Raw genomic sequence first — 18,447 nt, forward strand, 5'->3', positions numbered from 1 at the left:
CCCGAGGGTCCTCGGCATGGACTTCTACCTGAGCCAGAGCGTGTTCAGCGACCCCGGTGACCTCGATGTCGACGGGCTTCCCCGGGAACCGGGTCAACTCACCCGTCTCGTACGGGATGTGATCATCCATCGGGGCGAGGGTGAGCTCTTCGGGCACGCCATCCCCGAGCGGTGGCTGGCGGAGGACGCCGAGTCGCGGTACGTCACGGAAGTGCTGCGGATCCTGCGGGAGCGCTCCGGCCGGCCGCTGACCGAACGGCGGGAGCCGGCCGAGCGGTTCGTCGGAACCTGCCGCGACTTCTCCCTGCTGCTGTGCTCGCTGCTGCGGGCGACAGGCACACCCGCCCGGCTGCGCTGCGGCTTCGCCACCTACTTCATCGAGGGGTTCCACGAGGACCACTGGGTCACCGAGTACCGTCTGCCGGACGGCAGTTGGCGGCTCGTGGACGCGCAGATCGCGTACGGCCCGTACGACGTGTCCTTCGATCCGCTGGACGTCCCGAGGGATCAGTTCGTCGTGGCCGGGCAGGCCTGGCGGGAGTGCCGGGCCGGGCGGGCCGACCCGGCCGCCTTCGGAGTCAGCTGGCTGGAGGACATCAGGGGCCTGTGGTACGTCCGCGCCAACGTCGGCCACGATCTGGCCGCCCTCAACGGCGTCGAGATGCTCCCCTGGGACGGCTGGGGCCCCGAGATCCTCGACGACACCGCCCTCACCGACGACGACATCGCCCTGACCGACACGGTCGCCGGGGCCCGTACGGAGGACGAGCTCCGACGCCTCTACCAGGACCCGCGCCTCACCGTGCCGGACGAGATCCGCTCGTACACGACCGACGGCGGCGTACGCAACGTCACGCTGCGCCGGAGCCGTACAGCGTCCCCTGGTGGAAGTACAGCCGCCATCCCTGCCCGGTGAGCCGCCACAGTGAACTCCGGTGCGCACGGCGGCCGTTGCTGTCGGTGTCGAAGGTGAGGTGAACCAGGTCGGGGGCGAGCTGTACGCCCTTCATGTGCGAGGGGGCGATGGGCCGGCCCTCGGAGTCGTCGTCCGCGGCCAGGGAAGCGATGATCGAGGCGCGGTCCCAGATGCGCCCCGACGCGCCGAACTCGTGGAAGTCGGGGTGCAGCAGCGCGCCGACCAGTTCGGGCGAGCGGCGGGTCTCCGGGTCCAGCAGGCGCAGTTCGCCCTCGATGGCAGCTTCGACGGCGGTTCCGACGGCGGCCTCGCGCTCAGGCACGGGTCAGTTCCTCCAGTTTGACGACGGTGTTCCAGTTGCGGGTGGTGGCGACGATGCCCTTGAGAAGCTTGGGCTTCGACAGGTTCTCGGCCAGTTTGGACCGGCCGAGGCCGTCGGGGGCGTACAGGTACAGAACGCGGTCGCCGAGGCGGAACTCCTCGGGGAGGAAGGCCGCCTGGTCGATCGAGGCGAAGCGCTCGGCGTCGACAGGGCCGGAGAAGTACGTGGCGTGCAGCTGTTTGCCCTCCAGTTCGGCGGCCGGGAACGGGCACGCCTCGCGTACGGCCTTCAGATAGGCGTGGTCGCGCACCAGCACGGCGACGGTGAAACCGAAGTGCTTCTCGATGGCCTGCGCGAGCTCCGCGGCGAGCGCGTCCTCGTCGCCGTGGCCGCTGGTGAAGACGGCGTTGCCGCTTTGGAGATAGGTGCGTACGCCGCCGTACCCGAGCCCCTCCATCAGGGTGCGCAGCTCGGCCATCGGCACCTTCTTGCTGCCGCCCACGTTGATCCCGCGCAACAGCGCCGCGTACGTCGTCGTCATCCGCACACCTTAAGGCGGCCTTCGTGCCCCGTGGGGGTGGGCACGAAGGCCGCGGCCCGCACCGAAAGTTACCGGCGGGTTGGCACGAAACCCTGGCCGATCGGTCCGCGCAGATCAACACCTACATGAAGCTGTGACTTAATCAACAACCTTCCGAAATAACAAAGCGGGCTCCACCCGACAGAACGGACACCCCTGATCCACATCCCCGAGAAGTCCCGTTACGTGTAAGGGGCTTCCATCCTCCCCAGTGCGGAGACCCCGGGGTCCCAGGGGACGACTCACGGCCTCGGGGGTTCACCAGGCAGCACGACGAGAGGTTCTTATCCGGCCCATACCTTCATAACTAAAGGTGACGGCAGGGGGCTGTCACCGCACACAAGGGGGCTAGCCCGTCATGGCGAACGGAGATATACGGGTGCGGGGCATCGCCGCCCGGGCCGGCGGCTGGAGCGCCCGGCACCGATGGGCGGCCGTCGGAATCTGGGTGTTGTTCGTCGTCCTGGCCATGGGGATCGGCTCGGCGGCGGGCCGCGTCGACCTCAAGGAGGACGACCAGCTCAAGGGCGAGACGCACACCGCCGCCCAGATCATCAAGGACGCCGACATCACGGAGCCGGCCAGTGAGACCGTCCTGATCCAGGCGAAGGACGCGAACACCACGGCCACGGACGCCGAGTTCCGGGGCGCCGTCGCCGCCGTGGTCAAGGCGGTCGAGGGCACCGGCAAGGTCACGGACGTGACGTCGCCGTACGACACGAAGACGATCTCGAAGGACGGCCGCAGCGCGCTCGTGCAGTTCGACCTGCGCGGCGACGCGGAGACCGCGGGCGACCGCGTCGAGCCGGTGCTGAACGCCGTCAAGGGCGTCCAGAAGGACCATGGGGAGCTGCGGATCGAGGAGATCGGCGGCGCCAGCATGCAGAAGACCTTCTCCGACGCGTTCGGCGACGACTTCAAGAAGGCCGAGTACTCCGCGGTTCCGGTGGCCCTCGGCATTCTGCTGATCGCCTTCGGCGCCCTGGTGGCGGCGCTGCTCCCGGTGGCCCTCGCGATCACCGCGATCATGGCGACGATGGGCCTGATGGGCATCGTCAGCCATCTGCAGCCGATGAGCGACACCGCCAACTCCGTGATGCTGCTGGTCGGTCTGGCCGTCGGTGTCGACTACTGCCTGTTCTATCTGCGCCGTGAGCGCGAGGAGCGCGAGGCCGGGCGGGACGCCGATGCCGCGCTGCGGATCGCCGCCGCGACCAGTGGCCGCGCGATCATCGTCTCCGGTGTCACCGTGTGCGTGGCGATGGCGGGCATGCTCTTCACCGGGCTCGCCGGGTTCGAGGCGATGGGCCTGGCCTCGCTGATGGTCGTGGCGGTCGCCATGGTCGGGTCGGTCACGGTGCTGCCGGCGCTGCTGTCCCTGCTGGGCGAGCGCGTCGAGAAGGGGCGCATTCCGTTCCTGCGGCGGCGTCGGCGCAAGGGCAACGGGGAGAGCCGGCTCTGGACGGCCGTACTGCGGGGCGTGCTGGCCAAGCCCGCGCTCTCCGTCGTCCTCGCGGCGGGCGCGCTGCTCGCCGTCGCGGCGCCCGCGGTCGGCATGAAGACGCAGAACCTCACGCTGGACCAGGAGTTCGGCAACTCGCTGCCGATCGTGGGCACGTACAACCGGGTCAACGACGCCTTCCCCGGCGGCTCCGATCCGGCCGAGGTGGTCGTCACGGCGAAGGACATCAACGCGCCGGAGGTCCGGGACGCGCTGGCCGACTTCAAGGCCCGGGCCGTCAGTTCGGGCGCCTCGCGCGGCCCGGTGGAGATCAAGCTGCACGACGCGCAGAACGTCGCCTTCGTGTACGTGCCGCTGGTCGGCGGCTCCGACCAGGACAAGGCCGGAGCGAGCCTGGAGAAGCTGCGCGACGAGGTGCGGCCCGCCACGCTCGGCAAGGTCGACGGCGTCCAGGCACCGATCACCGGACAGGTCGCGGGTTCGCACGACTTCAACGACCAGCTGATCGGGTCCGTCGTGCCGGTCTTCGCGTTCGTCGTGGTCTTCGCCTTCCTGCTGATGCTCCTGTCGTTCCGCTCGCTGACGGTCGCGATCACCTCGATCGCCCTCAACCTGCTGTCGGTGGGCGCCGCCTACGGCATCCTCGTCGCCGTCTTCCAGCACGGCTGGGGTGCCTCGCTGGTGGGCGCGGAGGGCGTGGGTGCCATCGTCACCTGGCTGCCGCTGTTCCTCTTCGTGATCCTCTTCGGGCTCTCGATGGACTACCACGTGTTCGTGGTCTCGCGGATCCGTGAGGCGCGGCTGCGCGGCCGCTCCACCAAGGAGGCGATCCGGCACGGGGTGGTCACCACGGCCGGTGTCGTCACCAGCGCCGCGATCATCATGGTCGCCGTCTTCGCGATCTTCGGCACGCTGTCCATGCAGTCCATGAAGCAGATGGGTGTGGGCCTGTCCGCCGCGGTGCTCATCGACGCGACGATCATCCGGGGTGTGCTGCTGCCCGCCGTGATGGCGATGCTCGGCGAGCGCAACTGGTATCTGCCGAAGTGGCTGAACCGGCTGCCGGACCTCACGCACGACGAGGCACCGGAGGCCGCGCTGCCGCCGGCCCGGGAGGGTGAGCGGGCCGGGGTGTAACTCCTGTCGCGACAGGGCCTGTTGGTTCCCCTGAGGGACCGACAGGCCCTTTTCGCGTCGGTTCGTCTGGCAGCCGAGTGTGCCGACGGGGCCGCATCCCGTACTGGAATGACGTATAAACGTTCGAGCCGAAGTGGGCGAGCGGGCGTTACCGGGGGCGGGGGCAAGGACCATGAGCGGGGACGTGGATCAGGACACGGTGCTCCAGGCGCGCAATGTGCTGCTGAGCTCCGCGCGGCTCACCCGCCGGCAGGAGGCCGAGGCGTACCGGGTGCTGGCGAAGGTGAGCCCGGCGTCGTATGCGCCGAAGCTCGCGAACGCGCTGATTCACCTCAGCTTCGACGACTCACTGCGGGAACTGCCGGAAGCCCGGCTGAACCTCTGCCGGGAGGCCGTCGATGCCGCACGGGGACTCGAGGAGTCGGACCCGCGCCATGCGGAGGTCCTGCTGGACGCGCTGAAGTGGTACCAGCGCAGGCTGTTCGAGCTGGGGCGGCGCCCCGAGGCGCTGACCGTGGGCGAGGAGATGGCGAGCGTCAGCCGACGGGCCGTCGACGCCGGCTCCGACGCCCCCTTGCGGTCGGGTCTGACCCTGTGGGCGCGCTCCCTGGCCGAGGAGGGGCGGCACGCCGAGGCCGCGGAACTGCTGGAGGAGTTCGTACGGCACTCCCGGCCGGGCGGCGCGCGGGAAGGCACCTTCGCCTGGTCTCTCATCGAGTGGTGCGCCGAGGCCGAGGCGGCCGGACTGCGGGACACGGCACAGAACGCGGCCGCGGAACTCGTCGAGCTGCAACGCGGTCAACTCGCCCTAGGCCACTGCTCGTTGACCTCACTCCTGCTGGCCCTCCTGCGTCAGGCGGAGCTGTACGACGGGTACGGGCAGCGCGACGCGGCCTCCGCCGCGCTCGACGAGGCCGCGACGCTGCTCGCCGAACTGGCCGCGAACGGTGAGCCGAAGGTGTGGAGCGGTTACCAATTCACTTACTGGGTGGTCCTGTTCGGGTTGTCCGGCCGGGCGGCCGAGCTGCCCGCTCCCGGCCGTCCGGGACCAGCTCTCGGCGCCTACGTTCATGACTGGGCGCCCGACATCTGGGAGCGCCACTTCGCGGAGCTGCCCGCGCTGCGGGAGGCCGTGGAGCGTGCGGAGGACCCCGCCGACCGGGTCGAGGCGCACCGCAAGCTGACGATCCGCTCCGCGCTCCAGTCCGAACTCCGCCGCGGGAGCCGCTTCCTGGAACCCGTGCTGCCGCTTTTCGACGAGGGCGTGTCACTGGCCCGCCGGCTGGGCGACGAGGCACGGTCGGCGCGTGCCCTCTTCGACCGGGCGAGCGCCCTCACGGCGGGCCACAGGTACGCCGACGCGTACGCGGACTTCCAGGAGGCGCGAAAGCTCCGGAACAGCTGCGACATGCGAGAGGTACGGGCCCTGCCGGCGTCCCCGGATCCTCAGCGCTGATCCCGGGACGATCCTCAGCCCTGATCCCGGGACGACCCTCAGCGCTGATAGCGGGCCAGCACCAGGTTGCCGTCCCTCACCAGGCGTTGGTGGAGTTCCCCGAGATCGATCGCCCCGCTGTAGTACTCCTGGAACGCGGGGGTCGCGACCTTGTCCTTCCACTCCGGGTAGCCGCGGACGGACTGGGCGGGCGCCGAGCGGAGGTGGGCGGCGAGGGCGGTGCCGGTCGCCCAGTCGTCCTTGGCGGTGTGCAGGGCGGGGTCCTTGAGGGCCTCGGTACCGGTGGGCAGCATCCAGTCGCCAAGAGCGAGCCGGACCATGTTCTTCGGCTGGAGCAGGAAGTCGATGAACTCGGCGGCCTCCTTCTTGTGCGGGCTGTCCTCGGCGATGGACAGGGTCTGGGGGCTGACGCCCTGGGTGAGCCCGTCCGCGCCGGCCGGGGCGGGCAGCACCTGCCAGTCGAAGCCCTTCGGGGCCTGCTGCGCGATCTGCTGGCGGTAGGAGAAGCCGAGCGGGACCATCGCGTACTTGCCGCCGAAGAATCCGGGCAGGGTGTCGGAGCCGCCCATGCCGAGGGTCGCGCCCGACGCGCTCTGGTCCGCGTTCACCTCGTCGCGCACGGTCCGCGGCACCACTTCGTCAGCCGCGTCGAAGCGGACCGTCACCTTGCCGTCCTCGCCCCGGTGGAACATCTGCCCGCCCGTGGAGAGGGAGAGATTGAGCGTCGCCGAGACCGGTTCCCTGAGCGGCCACGCGACGCCGTACTTACCGTCGCCGGTCAGCTGCTTCGCGATCGTGCGGAACTCGTCCCAGGTCCACGGCTTCCGCGGAGTGGGAATGCGGACGCCCGACTGACGGAGCCACTTGGCGTTGGCGATCAGAACGCGCGGCTCCTGGAGGAACGGCACGCCGTAGATCCCTCCCCCGAAGGTCGCCGTCTCCCAACTGTGCTGCGGGATGTCGGACTTGAGCCGCTCGGGCAGCAGCTCCCGCAGATCGGCGAGATAGCCGCCGTACGCGAAGTCCGCGAGGTCGTCCGAGGCGTCATGGATGATGTCGGGCGCCTCACCACCCTCGAAGGAGGTGAGCAGCTGGTCGTGGACGCTGTCCCAACTCCCCTGTACGTACTCGACCTTGACGTCCGGATGCGCCGCGTTCCACTCCTTCACGAGCTCCTTGTTGGCGGCGACGGACTCCTGCTGCCAGGCGAGGGACTGGAAGTGGAGGGTGATCACTCCGCCCGATCGGCCACCGCTGCCGCCCGTGCACGCGGCGAGCAGCAGGCCGAAGACGGCCAGGACGGCCAGGAGTCTCGTCCGCATCAGCTCTTCACCGCCCCGGCGAGCATGCCGCCCGTGATCCGCTTCTGGATGATCGCGAAGATGACGAGCGACGGCAGGGTCGCCAGGAACGCCGCCGCGGCCAGCGGGCCGAGGTCCGCGACGCCCTCCGCCCCGAGGAAGTGAGTGAGGACGACCGGCAGAGTCTGTTTCTCCGGCGTCTTGAGCAGCACCAGCGCGAAGAAGAACTCGTTCCACGCGCTGATGAACGCGAACAGCGCCGTCGCCACGATGCCCGGCGCGAGCAGCGGTGCCGTGATCGAGACCAGCGTCCGCACCCGGCCCGCGCCGTCCACCGCGGCGGCCTCCTCCAGCTCGGTGGGCACGGCCCGTACGTACCCCACCAGCATCCACAGCGCGAACGGCAGCGCCCACACCACGTACACCATGACCAGCCCGGGCAGTGAGTTGATCAGCCGGAGGTTCTTGAGCACCAGGAACAGCGGAATGATCACGAGGACGAAGGGGAACGCCTGGCTCACCACGACCCACCCCGTGCCGGCCTTCGCCAGCAGCGTCCGGTGCCGCGCCATGACGTACGCCATCGGGGTCGCGATGACGACGGCGACGACCGCCGCGCCGAGCGCCGCGATCAGCGAGTTGAGCGCGGCGCGAAGCAGCGGCTGTTCGTCGAAGGCCTGGCGGAAGTTGGCGAGGGTGGGGTCCTTGGGTATCCAGGTGGGGTGCAGGCTCGCCAGCTCGCGGGCCGGTTTGAAGGCGGTGGAGATCAGCCAGAGGAAGGGGAAGGCCAGGAAGACGAGATAACCGAGCAGTGCGAGGTACTGGCCCGCGCGGGCCCCTTTGCTCGTCTTCACGCGTCCTCATCTCCCCGCAGCCGGCCCACGAGATACACCGCGAGGATCACCGAGATCACCGCGACCATCACAAAGCCCATCGCCGCCGCATAGCCGAACTGCCCGTAGCGGAAGGCCTCTTCGTACGCGAAGAGCATCGGGAGCCGGGTACGCCCTCCCGGTCCTCCGTTGGTCAGCACGTAGACCAGCGCGAACGAGTTGAAGTTCCAGATGAAGTTGAGCGCCGTGATGGCGAGCGCGACCGGTCTCAGGGCGGGCCAGGTGACCGTCAGGAAGCGGCGCCAGGCGCCCGCGCCGTCCATCGCAGCCGCCTCGTGGAGTTCGCGCGGGGTGTTCTGCAGCCCGGCGAGCAGCGCCACCGTGGTCTGCGGCATGCCCGCCCAGACGCCGACCACGATCACCGCGGGCAGGGCGGTGCCGAGGCCGCTCAGCCAGTCGCGGCCGTCGCCGAGGCCGAGGTCGCGCAGGGTCTCGTTGAGGATGCCCGCGTCCGGGTTGTAGACGAGCCGCCACATGATGCCGACGACGACCTCGGGCATCGCCCAGGGGACGATCGCGAGGGCACGCGCCAGCCAGCGGAATCGGAGCTCCTGGTTGAGCAGCAGGGCGAGCCCGAGCGCGAGGAGGAACTGCGGCACGGTCACTCCGACCGCCCACAGCAGACCGATCCGGAACGAGTCCCAGAACAGCGTGTCGTGCAGCAGGTCCTGGAAGTTGAGGACCCCGATCCACCGCGTGGACGCGGTCCGCCCGGACTGCGCGTCGGTGAACGCCAACGCGATCCCGTACAGCAGCGGTCCGACACTGAGCACCAGGATCGGGATCAGCGCGGGCAGCACCAGGAACCACGCCCCGTGATCGACGGGACGGCGGTCCCCGCCCCTGCCGGTCGCCTGCTTCACCGACCGCCTCGTCGCGGTCGCCAATGTCATGGAATCGGCTCCTTCGGGCGGCTCGTCATGGTTTGGGCCTGGTCGTCACGGTGGCGTCGTCCGCCCGGAGGGCATGCCAGACGCCGCCCGGCAGGCGCCACCATGACGACCAGGCCCAACGCCCACGCGGCCCCCGTCATGGTCGTGAAGGCACGGTGGGTCGTCAAGACACCGTGCACGCCGTCCGGCCTGCGGGAATGCGACACTGGCCAGCGAATGGCGTGAACACGACGCCGTGCGCGCGCGGAGCGCGCGGACGGCGAACACCGCGGTCACGGCGAGACGGCGAAGACACCGCGAGGACACGGAGGCGAAGGATGGACGAGGCACGGGCGCGGGACGTACTGGCCATGGCGGGTGTGCTGCCGGGGCCGGTACGGGACGCAACGCTCCTCGCCCTGGGCGAGAACGCGGTGTTCGCCGCCGGTGACCTGGTGGTCAAGGTGGGGCGCGACGCCGAACTCCTCGACCGTGCGCGGCGGGAACTGGACATCGCGGCCTGGCTCGCCGACGCGGGCGTCCCCGCGGTGCGGGCCGCCGAGGCCAAGGCGCTGCTGGTGGAGGGTCACCCGGTGACGGTGTGGCACCGGCTGCCCGACTCCGTACGCCCCGCGGAGCCGCGGGATTTGGCCGAACTGCTACGGGTGGTGCACGCGCTGCCCTCCCCCTCGTTCGCCTTGCCGCCCCGCGAGCTGCTGGGCGGTGTGGAGCGCTGGCTGCGCCTGGCGGGCGACGCGATCGACCCCGCGGACGCGGCGTATCTGCGGGACAGGCGCGACGGCTTCGCGGATGCCGCGGCCGCGCTCACCCCGCATCTGCCACCGGGCCCGATCCACGGCGACGCGCTGCCCCGCAATGTCCATGTCGGCCCCGACGGCCCGGTCCTGGTCGACCTGGAGACCTTCTCCGCCGACCTGCGCGAGCACGACCTGGTGGTCATGGCCCTGTCCCGCGACCGCTATGGGCTCCCGGCCGAGGCGTACGACTCGTTCACCGAGGCATACGGCTGGGATGTCCGCGAGTGGGAGGGCTGCTCCGTGCTGCGGGGAGCCCGCGAGACCGCCAGCTGCGCCTGGGTCGCCCAGCACGCGCCGACCAACCCCAAGGCCCTCGCCGAGTTCGAACGCCGGGTGGCGTCGCTGCGGGACGGGGACGAGACGGTGCGCTGGTATTCCTTCTGACCGTGCGCCGGCCCCCGTCGGCCTCTGTCGACCCTGAGCCGGCCCTTACCAGCCCTGCACCGACGCCTGTCGACCCTGTGCCGGGCCCCGGGCCCCGGGCCCCGGTCTTCTGAACCGGAAGGCCGGTCAGACCTTCTCGTCCGCCAGGTCCCGCAGCGGCCATGTCCCGTCCACCACCGCCTCAGCGTCCCCCTTGCGGCGCAGGAAGCTCTGGAAGTCGGCGGCCCACTCGGCGTACCACTCGATCTGGCGGCGGTGCAGCTCCGCCGGGCCGAGAGCCGCGACCTTCGGGTGGCGGCCGGCTATCGCGCAGGCGAGCCGGGCCGCGGCGAGCGCGTCGGCCGAGGCGTCGTGGGCGGACTCCAGCGCCACCCCGTACTCCGTGCAGACCGCTTCGAGGTTGCGCTTGCCCCGGCGGTAGCGGTCCACGGAGCGGTCGATCGTGTAGGGGTCGATGACCGGGGCGGGGTCGATGCCGCCGAGCCGCTCGCGCAGCGACGGCAGTCCGTGCCTCCGCAGTTCGGCGGAGAGCAGGGTCAGATCGAAGGTCGCGTTGTAGGCGACGACCGGAACGCCCGTCTTCCAGTACCCGACGAGGACCTCCGCGATCGCGTCGGCGACCTGGTCGGCGGGCCTGCCGTCGGCGGCCGCCCGCTCATTGGTGATCCCGTGCACGGCCACCGCGTCCACCGGAATCTCCACGCCCGGATCGGCCAGCCATTCGCGGCGCCCTATCGGCTCTCCGCCCCTGACCTCGATCACGGCACCCGTGACGATGCGCGCCTCGCGCGGATCGGTCCCGGTCGTCTCCAGGTCGAAGCCGATCAGCAGCTCCCGGTGCCAGCCCATGGGCGGCCCCCCTTCTTCGTGGTGCTTTCCCCCAGTGGTCTCCACGATCCCATGAGCCACTGACAATTCGAGGACCGCGTTCCGCTTCCGGAAGAGGCGGGGGCTCAGGACACAGGACGCGAATCCGCCCAAGCCACCTCGAACTCCTCGCGATAGGTCGGGAAAAGTCCCTCTTCGTCCGTGTCGCCCGGTTTGACCACCCGGCCGCCGCCACGCAGGACGAGCACCGGCGCCTCCATGCCGCGCGTGCGGCGCAGATACGACTGCACGACCGCGACGCCGTCCGAGCCGTCGCCGTCCACGAGGTAGGCGGTGAAGCGGGGCGTCTCGTCGAAGACCTGGATCTCGAAGGCGCCCGGGTCACGCAGTTTGGACCGCACCCGGCGCATGTGCAGGATGTTCATCTCGACGGCGCGGCTCAACTCTCCGCGCTTGATGCCGAGTTCGCGCTCGCGCCGCTTGACCGCGCTGGAGGCGGGGTTCAGGAACAGCAGCCGTACCCGGCAGCCGGACTCGGCGAGGCGTACGAGCCGCCGCCCGGAGAAGTTCTGCACCAGCAGGTTGAGGCCGATACCGATGGCGTCGAGGCGGCGGGCGCCGCCGAAGAGGTCCTCGGCGGGGAACTGGCGCAGCAGCCGCACCCGGTCCGAGTGCACGCCGACGACGTCCGCGTACCGGTCGCCGACCAGGTCCTCCACCGCGTCGACGGGCAGCCGTCGCGCGGAGGGCACATCGCTGCCCGCGCCGAGTATCTCCAGGAGTTTCGCCGCGGCCCGCTCCGCCTGGCCCAGCACCGCCTCGGACAGGGCCCGGTTGCGGGAGACCACGTTCCGGGTGACTTCCAGCTCGTCCAGCGCGAGTTCGACGTCGCGGCGCTCGTCGAAGTAGGGCTCGAAGCACGGCCAGTGCTGCACCATCAGCTCGCGCAGCTGCGGCAGCGTAAGGAAGCTGAGCACGTTGTCGTCGGCGGGATCGAGCAAGTACCCCTTGCGGCGGCTGACTTCGCGTACGGCGACCGCGCGCTGCACCCACTCCTGCCCGGCGGGCCCGGCGGCGGCGACCACCCACTCGTCGCCGTGGACGGGTTCGTAGATGGGACGGAGAACAGCGGCCACGACCGCGCGCAGCCGCTGTTCGACCAGGTTCAGCCAGATGTAGGCGCGCCCGGCTCGCTGAGCGCGCGTACGCACCTCGCGCCAGGCGTCGGCACCCCAGTCCAACTCCGGTCCAATGGATCCCATTTCCATCGGCCGCGCCAGGGACACCGCGCCGGGTGGGACATCTGTGGAGTTCCCCTCGTGACCCTCGTCACCAGGAGGCAACTCCAGCCCTCCCGAGCCCACCCGCGCACCGCCTTCCGCTCCCCCGAGCTCTCCCCTACTCAACGATCAAGGAAGGGTACTCCGGGAGCGGCGGGCGGTGCAGCCCGATGGACAGGTCGTTTCTCAACTACCGTTTTCCACATGCCCGTTCTGGTCCGCCAGCTCCGGCGGAGTGAGCGGATTCATAGCGGTGACGTCACGCGGGGCGATGGAGAAGCCCTGCCAGTGGACCGGCATGGGCTGCTGGTCCTCGTCGCGCGCGATGTGGTGGAAGCCCGAGTTCACCCAGACCACGGGGTGCGTGAGCGTCTGCCCGCCGATCCACTTGTCGACCGACTTGCCGTGTCCGGCACCGCAGTTGCGCAGGTTGTCGCTGGCGAACTGCTCGCACTTGTTGTACTCGGTGAAGTAGATGTCGTGCTTGGTGAAGGGGCGGCCGAGGTACTTGGTGGTCGCGCCCGGGACGATCTCGTACGAGCGGGCGTGCTCGTCCTTGTTCTTGCCGGTGTTGCTGACGAGGCGCCACCAGCGCGAGTTCTTCGCGTCGCCCGCGAGTTCCTTGGTGATCTTCGTGAGCGTGGTCTTCTTGCTCGGGGCCTCGGCGCCCTGCGCGGGAGGGCTGACCGCGGAGTCGTACTGCTCGACCTTGGCCTTGGAGGAGCCGTCGAGGTCGAAGTTGAGCCGCCAGAAGATGTTGTGGCTGTGGCTGGTGGCGTAAGCCTTGGCGCCCTTGCCGAGCGGCCAGCCGCGGCCGTCGCCCGCGTCGTAGTCACCGGGCGAGAGGCTGCCGGTGGCACCGACGTTCATGTTGAGGGTGCCGTCGTCCTGGAAGCGCCACTCGGTGATGTACTCGTACCAGCCGACCTTGTTGACCGTGTAGATCAACAGGTCCTTGCCCTGCTTCTGGAAGACCTTGTTCCCCGTGTCGGCCTCCATGCGGTAGGCGTGACCGCGCGAACGGGTCGTGGTGCACAGGCCCTTGACGTTGGCGTGCGTCGGGTCCCAGGCGTCGGGCACCTTGACCGTCTTGATGGTGCCGCCCGGACACTCGGCGGGCACCATGTCGACCAGGCCCTGACCGAAGCCGGCGCCCGTGAGGTCGCTGTACTCGACCGAGCCGTCGTCGTAGGGGACGTCGATCTGGGCGAGCTTCGCGCTGGCGAGGACCTTGATCGGCTGGGCCTCGCCGGGGGGCTGGTAGGAGATGTTCTCCAGGACGAGCCCGGCCTCGCTCTCGTAGTGCCAGCACATCCGCCAGGTGGTGCCGGTGGAGAGCTTCTGCTCGATCTTGTACGCCGCGCTGCAGTCGGCGGCCGCCGCGGAGGCGGCCTTGGGCTGGGCGACGGCCGGTCCCGCGGCTGTCGTCGCCCCGGCGGCGAGGGCGAGCGCGGAGAGGCCCACCGCCGTCCGGCTGCGGGCACGGCTGTTTCTGTTGACGCGCATGAAGAAGTGACTCCTTGCGGAAAGCAGGAAAGGGTGGGAGGTCAGAGGGAAGGCCGGAGAAGCGGCGCTCAGCCGAGCTTGCCGACCTTGCGGGCGCTCAGGTCGATCACCAGGTCACGGCTGTCGATCCAGGGCCCGTTCTTGACCTTCGGGAAGAGCCGTACGCAGCGGTGCTTGCCGCATGCGTCGAGGACGGCGGGCTGGGCGCCGGACGTCGCCCGGTAGACCATGCTGTTGAGCATCAGCTGGTCGGGCGAGGTCAGTTCCTTGCCGGTGGCATCCTTGAAGTCCGCCTTCAGACCCGCGCCGAGCGGGTCGGCGATCAGCAGCTTGGCGGCCTCGGTCATCTCGTCGCGGCTGATGGGCGGCTGGACGTCCCGCTGGGTGCCCGTCTGCTCGACCTTCCCGGTGTCGAGGTTGACGGTCTTGGTGACGAGCGTGTCGTTCTTGTAGTCGTAGAAGGACACGTCGGCACGCCTGGGCGCGTTCGGGTCGTCCAGTTCGTTCGTGTCGGGTTCGGCGAGGTTGAGGCTGACGCGCTGCGGGCCGCGCTTGCCCTCGACGTTCTCACTGGCGCTGAACGACTGCTGGTTCCGCGCGATCTGTTCGACCCGCTTCATCTCGTCGTCGGTCAGCGGGTCACGGCCCTTGCCCTTCTGGCCCTCGGCCGGCGCCTGCTCGACGACGCCCGGCTGCGCCGCGGCCTGCCCCTGCTGTCCGGCCTGCTGCGAGGTCCCGGTGCCGCCCTTGGTCCCGCCCGAGTCGTCGGCCCCCGCCGTGCCCGGCAGGGTGATGCCGACCATCACGGCCGTCCCGGCCACCGCGATGGCCGCACCTGCCACCACCTTGCCCAGGTGGCGGTGCACTATCTTGCGCACATTTCCCCCTACTCCCCCTATGTCATCAGGAGTCGCTTGAGCCCCACTGGTTCGGCATACGACGTATGCCTGGTCATCGGGTAAGAGGGACGTAAGTCATAGGAGGTTCCATCACTTTCGGGGAGACTCGGCTCGGAGTCGCCCCCAGGGGCACGGCACTACTGGAAGAGTCGTATCCATGCAGGTCTGGCCTGGAGAGGCATATCCACTCGGTGCCACGTACGACGGTGCCGGTACCAATTTCGCGGTCTTCTCGGAGGCCGCCGACCGTATCGAGCTGTGTCTGCTGCACGACGACGGCTCGGAGACGGCGGTGGAGCTGCGCGAGACCGACGCGTTCGTCCGGCACGCGTATCTGCCGGGGATCATGCCCGGACAGCGGTACGGCTTCCGGGTGCACGGGCGGTACGCGCCCGAGCGCGGGCAGCGCACCAACTCCGCGAAGCTGCTCCTCGATCCGTACGCGCGCGCCATCAGCGGCTCGGTCACATGGGGCGAGGAGGTGTACGGCTATCCCTTCGGAGCCCCCGACAAGCGCAATGACCTGGACTCGGCGCCGCACACCATGTCGGCGGTCGTGGTCAACCCGTACTTCGACTGGGGCGACGACCGGCGCCCGCGCACCGAGTACCACCACACAGTGATCTACGAGGCCCATGTGAAGGGCCTCACGATGCAGCATCCGGCGCTGCCCGACGAGCTGCGCGGCACCTACGCGGCGCTGGCGCACCCGGCGATCATCGAACACCTGACGGAACTGGGCGTCACGGCGCTGGAGCTGATGCCCGTACACCAGTTCGTGCACGACCACCGGCTGGTGGAGATGGACCTCAGCAACTACTGGGGCTACAACACGATCGGCTTCTTCGCCCCGCACAACGCGTACGCCTCCTGGGGCGACCGCGGCCAGCAGGTCCTGGAGTTCAAGTCGGCGGTCCGGGCACTGCACGAGGCCGGTATCGAGGTCATCCTGGACGTCGTCTACAACCACACGGCCGAGGGCAACCACCTGGGCCCGACGCTGTCCTTCAGGGGCCTCGACAACGCCTCGTACTACCGCCTCGCGGACGACCCCCGCTACTACATGGACACCACGGGGACCGGCAACTCCCTGCTGATGCGCTCCCCGCACGTCCTCCAGCTGATCATGGACTCGCTGCGCTACTGGGTCACCGAGATGCATGTCGACGGCTTCCGCTTCGATCTGGCCGCCACCCTCGCCCGCCAGTTCCACGAGGTGGACCGGCTGTCGTCCTTCTTCGACCTGGTGCAGCAGGACCCGGTGGTCTCCCAGGTGAAGCTGATCGCCGAGCCCTGGGACGTCGGCGAGGGCGGCTACCAGGTGGGCAATTTCCCGCCGCTGTGGACCGAGTGGAACGGCAAGTACCGCGACACCGTACGGGACATGTGGCGGGGCGAGCCGCGCACGCTGGCGGAGTTCGCGTCCCGGCTGACCGGCTCCTCGGACCTCTACCAGGACGACGGCCGCCGCCCCCTGGCGTCCATCAACTTCGTGACCTGCCACGACGGCTTCACCCTGCACGACCTCGTCGCGTACAACAACAAACACAACCAGGCCAACGGCGAGGACAACCGCGACGGCGAGAGCCACAACCGGTCCTGGAACTGCGGCGCCGAGGGCGACACCGACGACGAGACCGTGCTGGCGCTGCGGGCGCGCCAGATGCGCAACTTCATCGCGACGCTGATGCTCTCCCAGGGCGTGCCGATGCTCAGCCACGGCGACGAGTTCGCGCGCACCCAGGGGGGCAACAACAACGCGTACTGCCAGGACAGCGAGCTGGCCTGGGTGCCGTGGCCGGAGGGCGACTGCGAGCTGCTGGACTTCACGCGCGCGATGGTGTGGCTGCGGCGCGACCATCCGGTCTTCCGACGGCGCCGCTTCTTCCACGGACGGCCCGTGCAGGGCACCCACGACGAGCTGTCCGACATCGCCTGGTTCACCCCGGAGGGCAAGGAGATGACCCAGCGCGACTGGGGCTCCGCGCAGGCGCGGGCGCTGTCCGTCTTCCTCAACGGCAACGCGATCTCCGAGCCGGGCCCGCGCGGGGAGCGCATCGCCGACGACTCCTTCCTCCTGATGTTCAACGCCTCACCGAAGCCGCTGGAGTTCCTGGTACCGGTCGACCACGGCCGGCAGTGGCAGGTCGTCGTCGACACGGCCCGCCCGGAGGGAGTGGCCCCGGGGACGGGCGCCAAGGTCGAGGCCGGCGACCGGCTGACGCTGATCGACCGGAGCATGACGGTGCTGCAGCGGCCTGCCTAGGGGGACGTGTCCTGTTGGGGCACGCGCGCGTGGGAATCGTCCTCCGTCTCCGCCGCCGTCTCGGTGTGCACGCGCGCGTGGAGGGTCTTTTCGGTTTCCGTGTACGTCGTCGGGCGTGCCGTCAGTGCGATGGCGCAGGCCAGTGCGGCGACCGCGCTCCCCACCGCGAACGCCGCGCCGGGGCCGTAGGCCTCCGCCAGGCGTCCGGTGACGGCCACGGCGAGGGCCTGGCCTCCGACGATCGCACTCGTCGCGAAGGCCATCGCCTCCGCGAGCCGCGCCGGTGGCACGGCCCGCTCGGTGAGCCCGAACACGGTGATCAGGTGCGGGGCGTACGCGACACCGAGGACGGTGACAACGGCGTACAGACTCCACAGGCTGTCCGCCCGGAGCAGCGGCAGTGACAGGACGAGGGCCGCCGCGGTGGCCGCACGCCAGCGCGCTCGGAGCCCGACGCGTGCGGGCACGGCGGCCATCGAGAGTCCCGCGACGGCGCTCATGACCCCCATCGCGGCGTACACGAGCCCGGCTTGGTCCGCCGCTCCCAGCCGCTCGGTGAGCGCGGTGATTCCGGCCTGGCAGGCGCCGAACATGGCGCCTTGGAGCGCGAGGGCGGCGCGCAGGGCGTGGACGGAGCGCGGGATGCGGGGAGGAGCGGGCAGGGCAATGTGGGGGCGTGCGGCATTCATGGGCGCCCGCTTGCGAGCCGTGCGCGCGGGGCTCACGGCAGTGGCCGTGGGGTGCAGCGCGAAGCCTGTTCCGCACACGGCCACCAGGAGCGTCGCGGCGCCCAGCGCGTACGCCGGGTGCGCGAGCACCGCCGCGAGCCCCACGAGCGCCGGGCCCAGCACGAAGGAGATCTCGTCCAGGGTGCTTTCGAAGGAGAGGGCGGTACTCACCGTGCGGTCGCCGGTGCCGGTGCCGCGGGCCAGGGCGACCACGCGGGCACGGGCCAGCGGACCGATGAGCGGGACGCTCGCTCCGGCGAGGGCGCCGAGCAGGGCCAGGGGCACCGGGTCCATATGGGTGAGCGCGCCCGTCACCAGGGCGGCGATCGCGAGGGCGTTGGCGAAGGAGAAGACGAGGACGACGGTGCGCTGGCCGTGCCGGTCCGCGAGGCGGCCCACGAGCGGCCCGCAGCCGACCTGTCCGACGGCGAGCGCGCCACCGACCAGGCCCGCCGTGCCCAGCGAGCCACTCGTCCGCGCGACGAGCAGCACGCTGCCGAACTGGATCGTGGCGGTGGGCAGCCGTGCGAGGAAGGAGACGACGGGGAGTGCGGCACCGGTGAGAGCGACGACGCGGCGGTAGGTGTCGAGAGTGCTGTGCGCACCGGGAGGCGGCGGGTCCGGGGGCGCGTTCGCGCCGCGACGCGCTCCGGGCGTTCCGTTCACGCCGTCGGTCGCGGCCGGCGTGTCGTCGGTGCCGAGGGGCGTATCGCCGACGCTTAGGGGCACGTCGAGTGCGGTGTGCGCGTCTTCGTGCGCCTCCTGCGCTCTGTTCGCGCCGTGCGTGCCCCGGTTGACA

At 70.2% G+C, this 18,447-nt stretch carries 15 protein-coding genes; 5 read left to right on the top strand and 10 right to left on the bottom strand.

What is annotated here, in order from left to right:
* Nucleotides 1-16: 16 nt before the first annotated feature.
* Nucleotides 17-916 carry a transglutaminase-like domain-containing protein gene (locus OIC96_RS10650; RefSeq protein WP_330308089.1) on the top strand — a complete coding sequence of 300 codons (900 nt, stop codon included), beginning with the start codon at nucleotides 17-19 and terminating at the stop codon, nucleotides 914-916.
* Here the strand turns inward: OIC96_RS10650 and OIC96_RS10655 are convergent.
* Together OIC96_RS10655 and OIC96_RS10660 are read right to left on the bottom strand one after the other, a co-directional pair.
* Nucleotides 852-1,238: a nuclear transport factor 2 family protein gene (locus OIC96_RS10655; RefSeq protein ID WP_330308088.1), complete on the bottom strand. Its 387-nt coding sequence runs from the start codon at nucleotides 1,236-1,238 to the stop codon at nucleotides 852-854. The two genes, OIC96_RS10650 and OIC96_RS10655, sit on opposite strands and share 65 nt — an antisense overlap.
* Entirely contained in the window at nucleotides 1,231-1,779 is a 549-nt protein-coding gene (locus tag OIC96_RS10660; RefSeq protein ID WP_330308087.1) for a DUF1697 domain-containing protein, read from the bottom strand. Before OIC96_RS10660 ends, OIC96_RS10655 begins: the two co-directional genes overlap by 8 nt.
* Nucleotides 1,780-2,176: 397 nt before the next feature.
* Here OIC96_RS10660 and OIC96_RS10665 point away from each other — a divergent pair, with 397 nt between their 5' ends.
* On the top strand, nucleotides 2,177-4,417 hold the full coding sequence (locus tag OIC96_RS10665) for an MMPL family transporter (protein WP_330308086.1): 2,241 nt from the start codon (nucleotides 2,177-2,179) through the stop codon (nucleotides 4,415-4,417).
* A gap of 172 nt (nucleotides 4,418-4,589) precedes the next feature.
* Nucleotides 4,590-5,873 (top strand): hypothetical protein, encoded by a 1,284-nt coding sequence (locus OIC96_RS10670; RefSeq protein ID WP_330308085.1) that lies wholly within the window; start codon nucleotides 4,590-4,592, stop codon nucleotides 5,871-5,873.
* Nucleotides 5,874-5,911: 38 nt separating this feature from the next.
* Here OIC96_RS10670 and OIC96_RS10675 read toward each other — a convergent pair whose 3' ends face one another.
* Genes OIC96_RS10675 through OIC96_RS10685 form a run of 3 tightly spaced genes read right to left on the bottom strand, consistent with a single transcriptional unit; the run spans nucleotide 5,912 to nucleotide 8,960 of the window.
* Nucleotides 5,912-7,195, bottom strand: a complete 1,284-nt coding sequence (locus tag OIC96_RS10675; protein WP_330308084.1) for an ABC transporter substrate-binding protein — start codon at nucleotides 7,193-7,195, stop codon at nucleotides 5,912-5,914.
* The gene (locus OIC96_RS10680) at nucleotides 7,195-8,028 is read right to left on the bottom strand and encodes a carbohydrate ABC transporter permease (protein WP_327432617.1); all 834 of its coding nucleotides are present in this window, start codon (nucleotides 8,026-8,028) and stop codon (nucleotides 7,195-7,197) included. The genes OIC96_RS10675 and OIC96_RS10680 overlap by 1 nt, the downstream gene beginning before the upstream one ends.
* A complete protein-coding gene (locus tag OIC96_RS10685; protein ID WP_330308083.1) occupies nucleotides 8,025-8,960 on the bottom strand; it encodes a carbohydrate ABC transporter permease in 936 nt (311 codons plus the stop codon). The genes OIC96_RS10680 and OIC96_RS10685 overlap by 4 nt, the downstream gene beginning before the upstream one ends.
* Nucleotides 8,961-9,277: 317 nt before the next feature.
* Between OIC96_RS10685 and OIC96_RS10690 the strand changes: the two genes are divergently transcribed.
* Nucleotides 9,278-10,141 carry a phosphotransferase enzyme family protein gene (locus OIC96_RS10690; RefSeq protein ID WP_330308082.1) on the top strand — a complete coding sequence of 288 codons (864 nt, stop codon included), beginning with the start codon at nucleotides 9,278-9,280 and terminating at the stop codon, nucleotides 10,139-10,141.
* 126 nt (nucleotides 10,142-10,267) lie between these two features.
* Here the strand turns inward: OIC96_RS10690 and OIC96_RS10695 are convergent, their stop codons facing one another.
* The 4 genes from OIC96_RS10695 to OIC96_RS10710 all read right to left on the bottom strand — a co-directional run bounded on the left by OIC96_RS10695 (nucleotide 10,268) and on the right by OIC96_RS10710 (nucleotide 14,633).
* On the bottom strand, nucleotides 10,268-10,990 hold the full coding sequence (locus tag OIC96_RS10695) for a 3'-5' exonuclease (RefSeq protein WP_330308081.1): 723 nt from the start codon (nucleotides 10,988-10,990) through the stop codon (nucleotides 10,268-10,270).
* A 104-nt stretch (nucleotides 10,991-11,094) separates the two neighbouring features.
* Nucleotides 11,095-12,333 carry an SAV2148 family HEPN domain-containing protein gene (locus tag OIC96_RS10700; RefSeq protein WP_330310327.1) on the bottom strand — a complete coding sequence of 413 codons (1,239 nt, stop codon included), beginning with the start codon at nucleotides 12,331-12,333 and terminating at the stop codon, nucleotides 11,095-11,097.
* A gap of 102 nt (nucleotides 12,334-12,435) precedes the next feature.
* Nucleotides 12,436-13,755, bottom strand: coding sequence for a copper amine oxidase (locus OIC96_RS10705; protein ID WP_330308080.1), 1,320 nt, complete (start codon nucleotides 13,753-13,755; stop codon nucleotides 12,436-12,438).
* A gap of 68 nt (nucleotides 13,756-13,823) precedes the next feature.
* Nucleotides 13,824-14,633, bottom strand: coding sequence for a Tat pathway signal sequence domain protein (locus OIC96_RS10710; protein WP_330308079.1), 810 nt, complete (start codon nucleotides 14,631-14,633; stop codon nucleotides 13,824-13,826).
* Between the two features lie 178 nt (nucleotides 14,634-14,811).
* On the opposite strand from OIC96_RS10710, the gene glgX reads away from it, so the two are divergent.
* Nucleotides 14,812-16,920, top strand: a complete 2,109-nt coding sequence (gene glgX, locus OIC96_RS10715; protein WP_330308078.1) for a glycogen debranching protein GlgX — start codon at nucleotides 14,812-14,814, stop codon at nucleotides 16,918-16,920.
* Here glgX and OIC96_RS10720 read toward each other — a convergent pair.
* A complete protein-coding gene (locus OIC96_RS10720) occupies nucleotides 16,917-18,377 on the bottom strand; it encodes an MFS transporter (RefSeq protein ID WP_330308077.1) in 1,461 nt (486 codons plus the stop codon). The two genes, glgX and OIC96_RS10720, sit on opposite strands and share 4 nt — an antisense overlap.
* Nucleotides 18,378-18,447: the final 70 nt, after the last annotated feature.

This window comes from Streptomyces sp. NBC_00775, assembly GCF_036347135.1.
Taxonomy (GTDB): Bacteria; Actinomycetota; Actinomycetes; order Streptomycetales; family Streptomycetaceae; genus Streptomyces; species Streptomyces lutosisoli.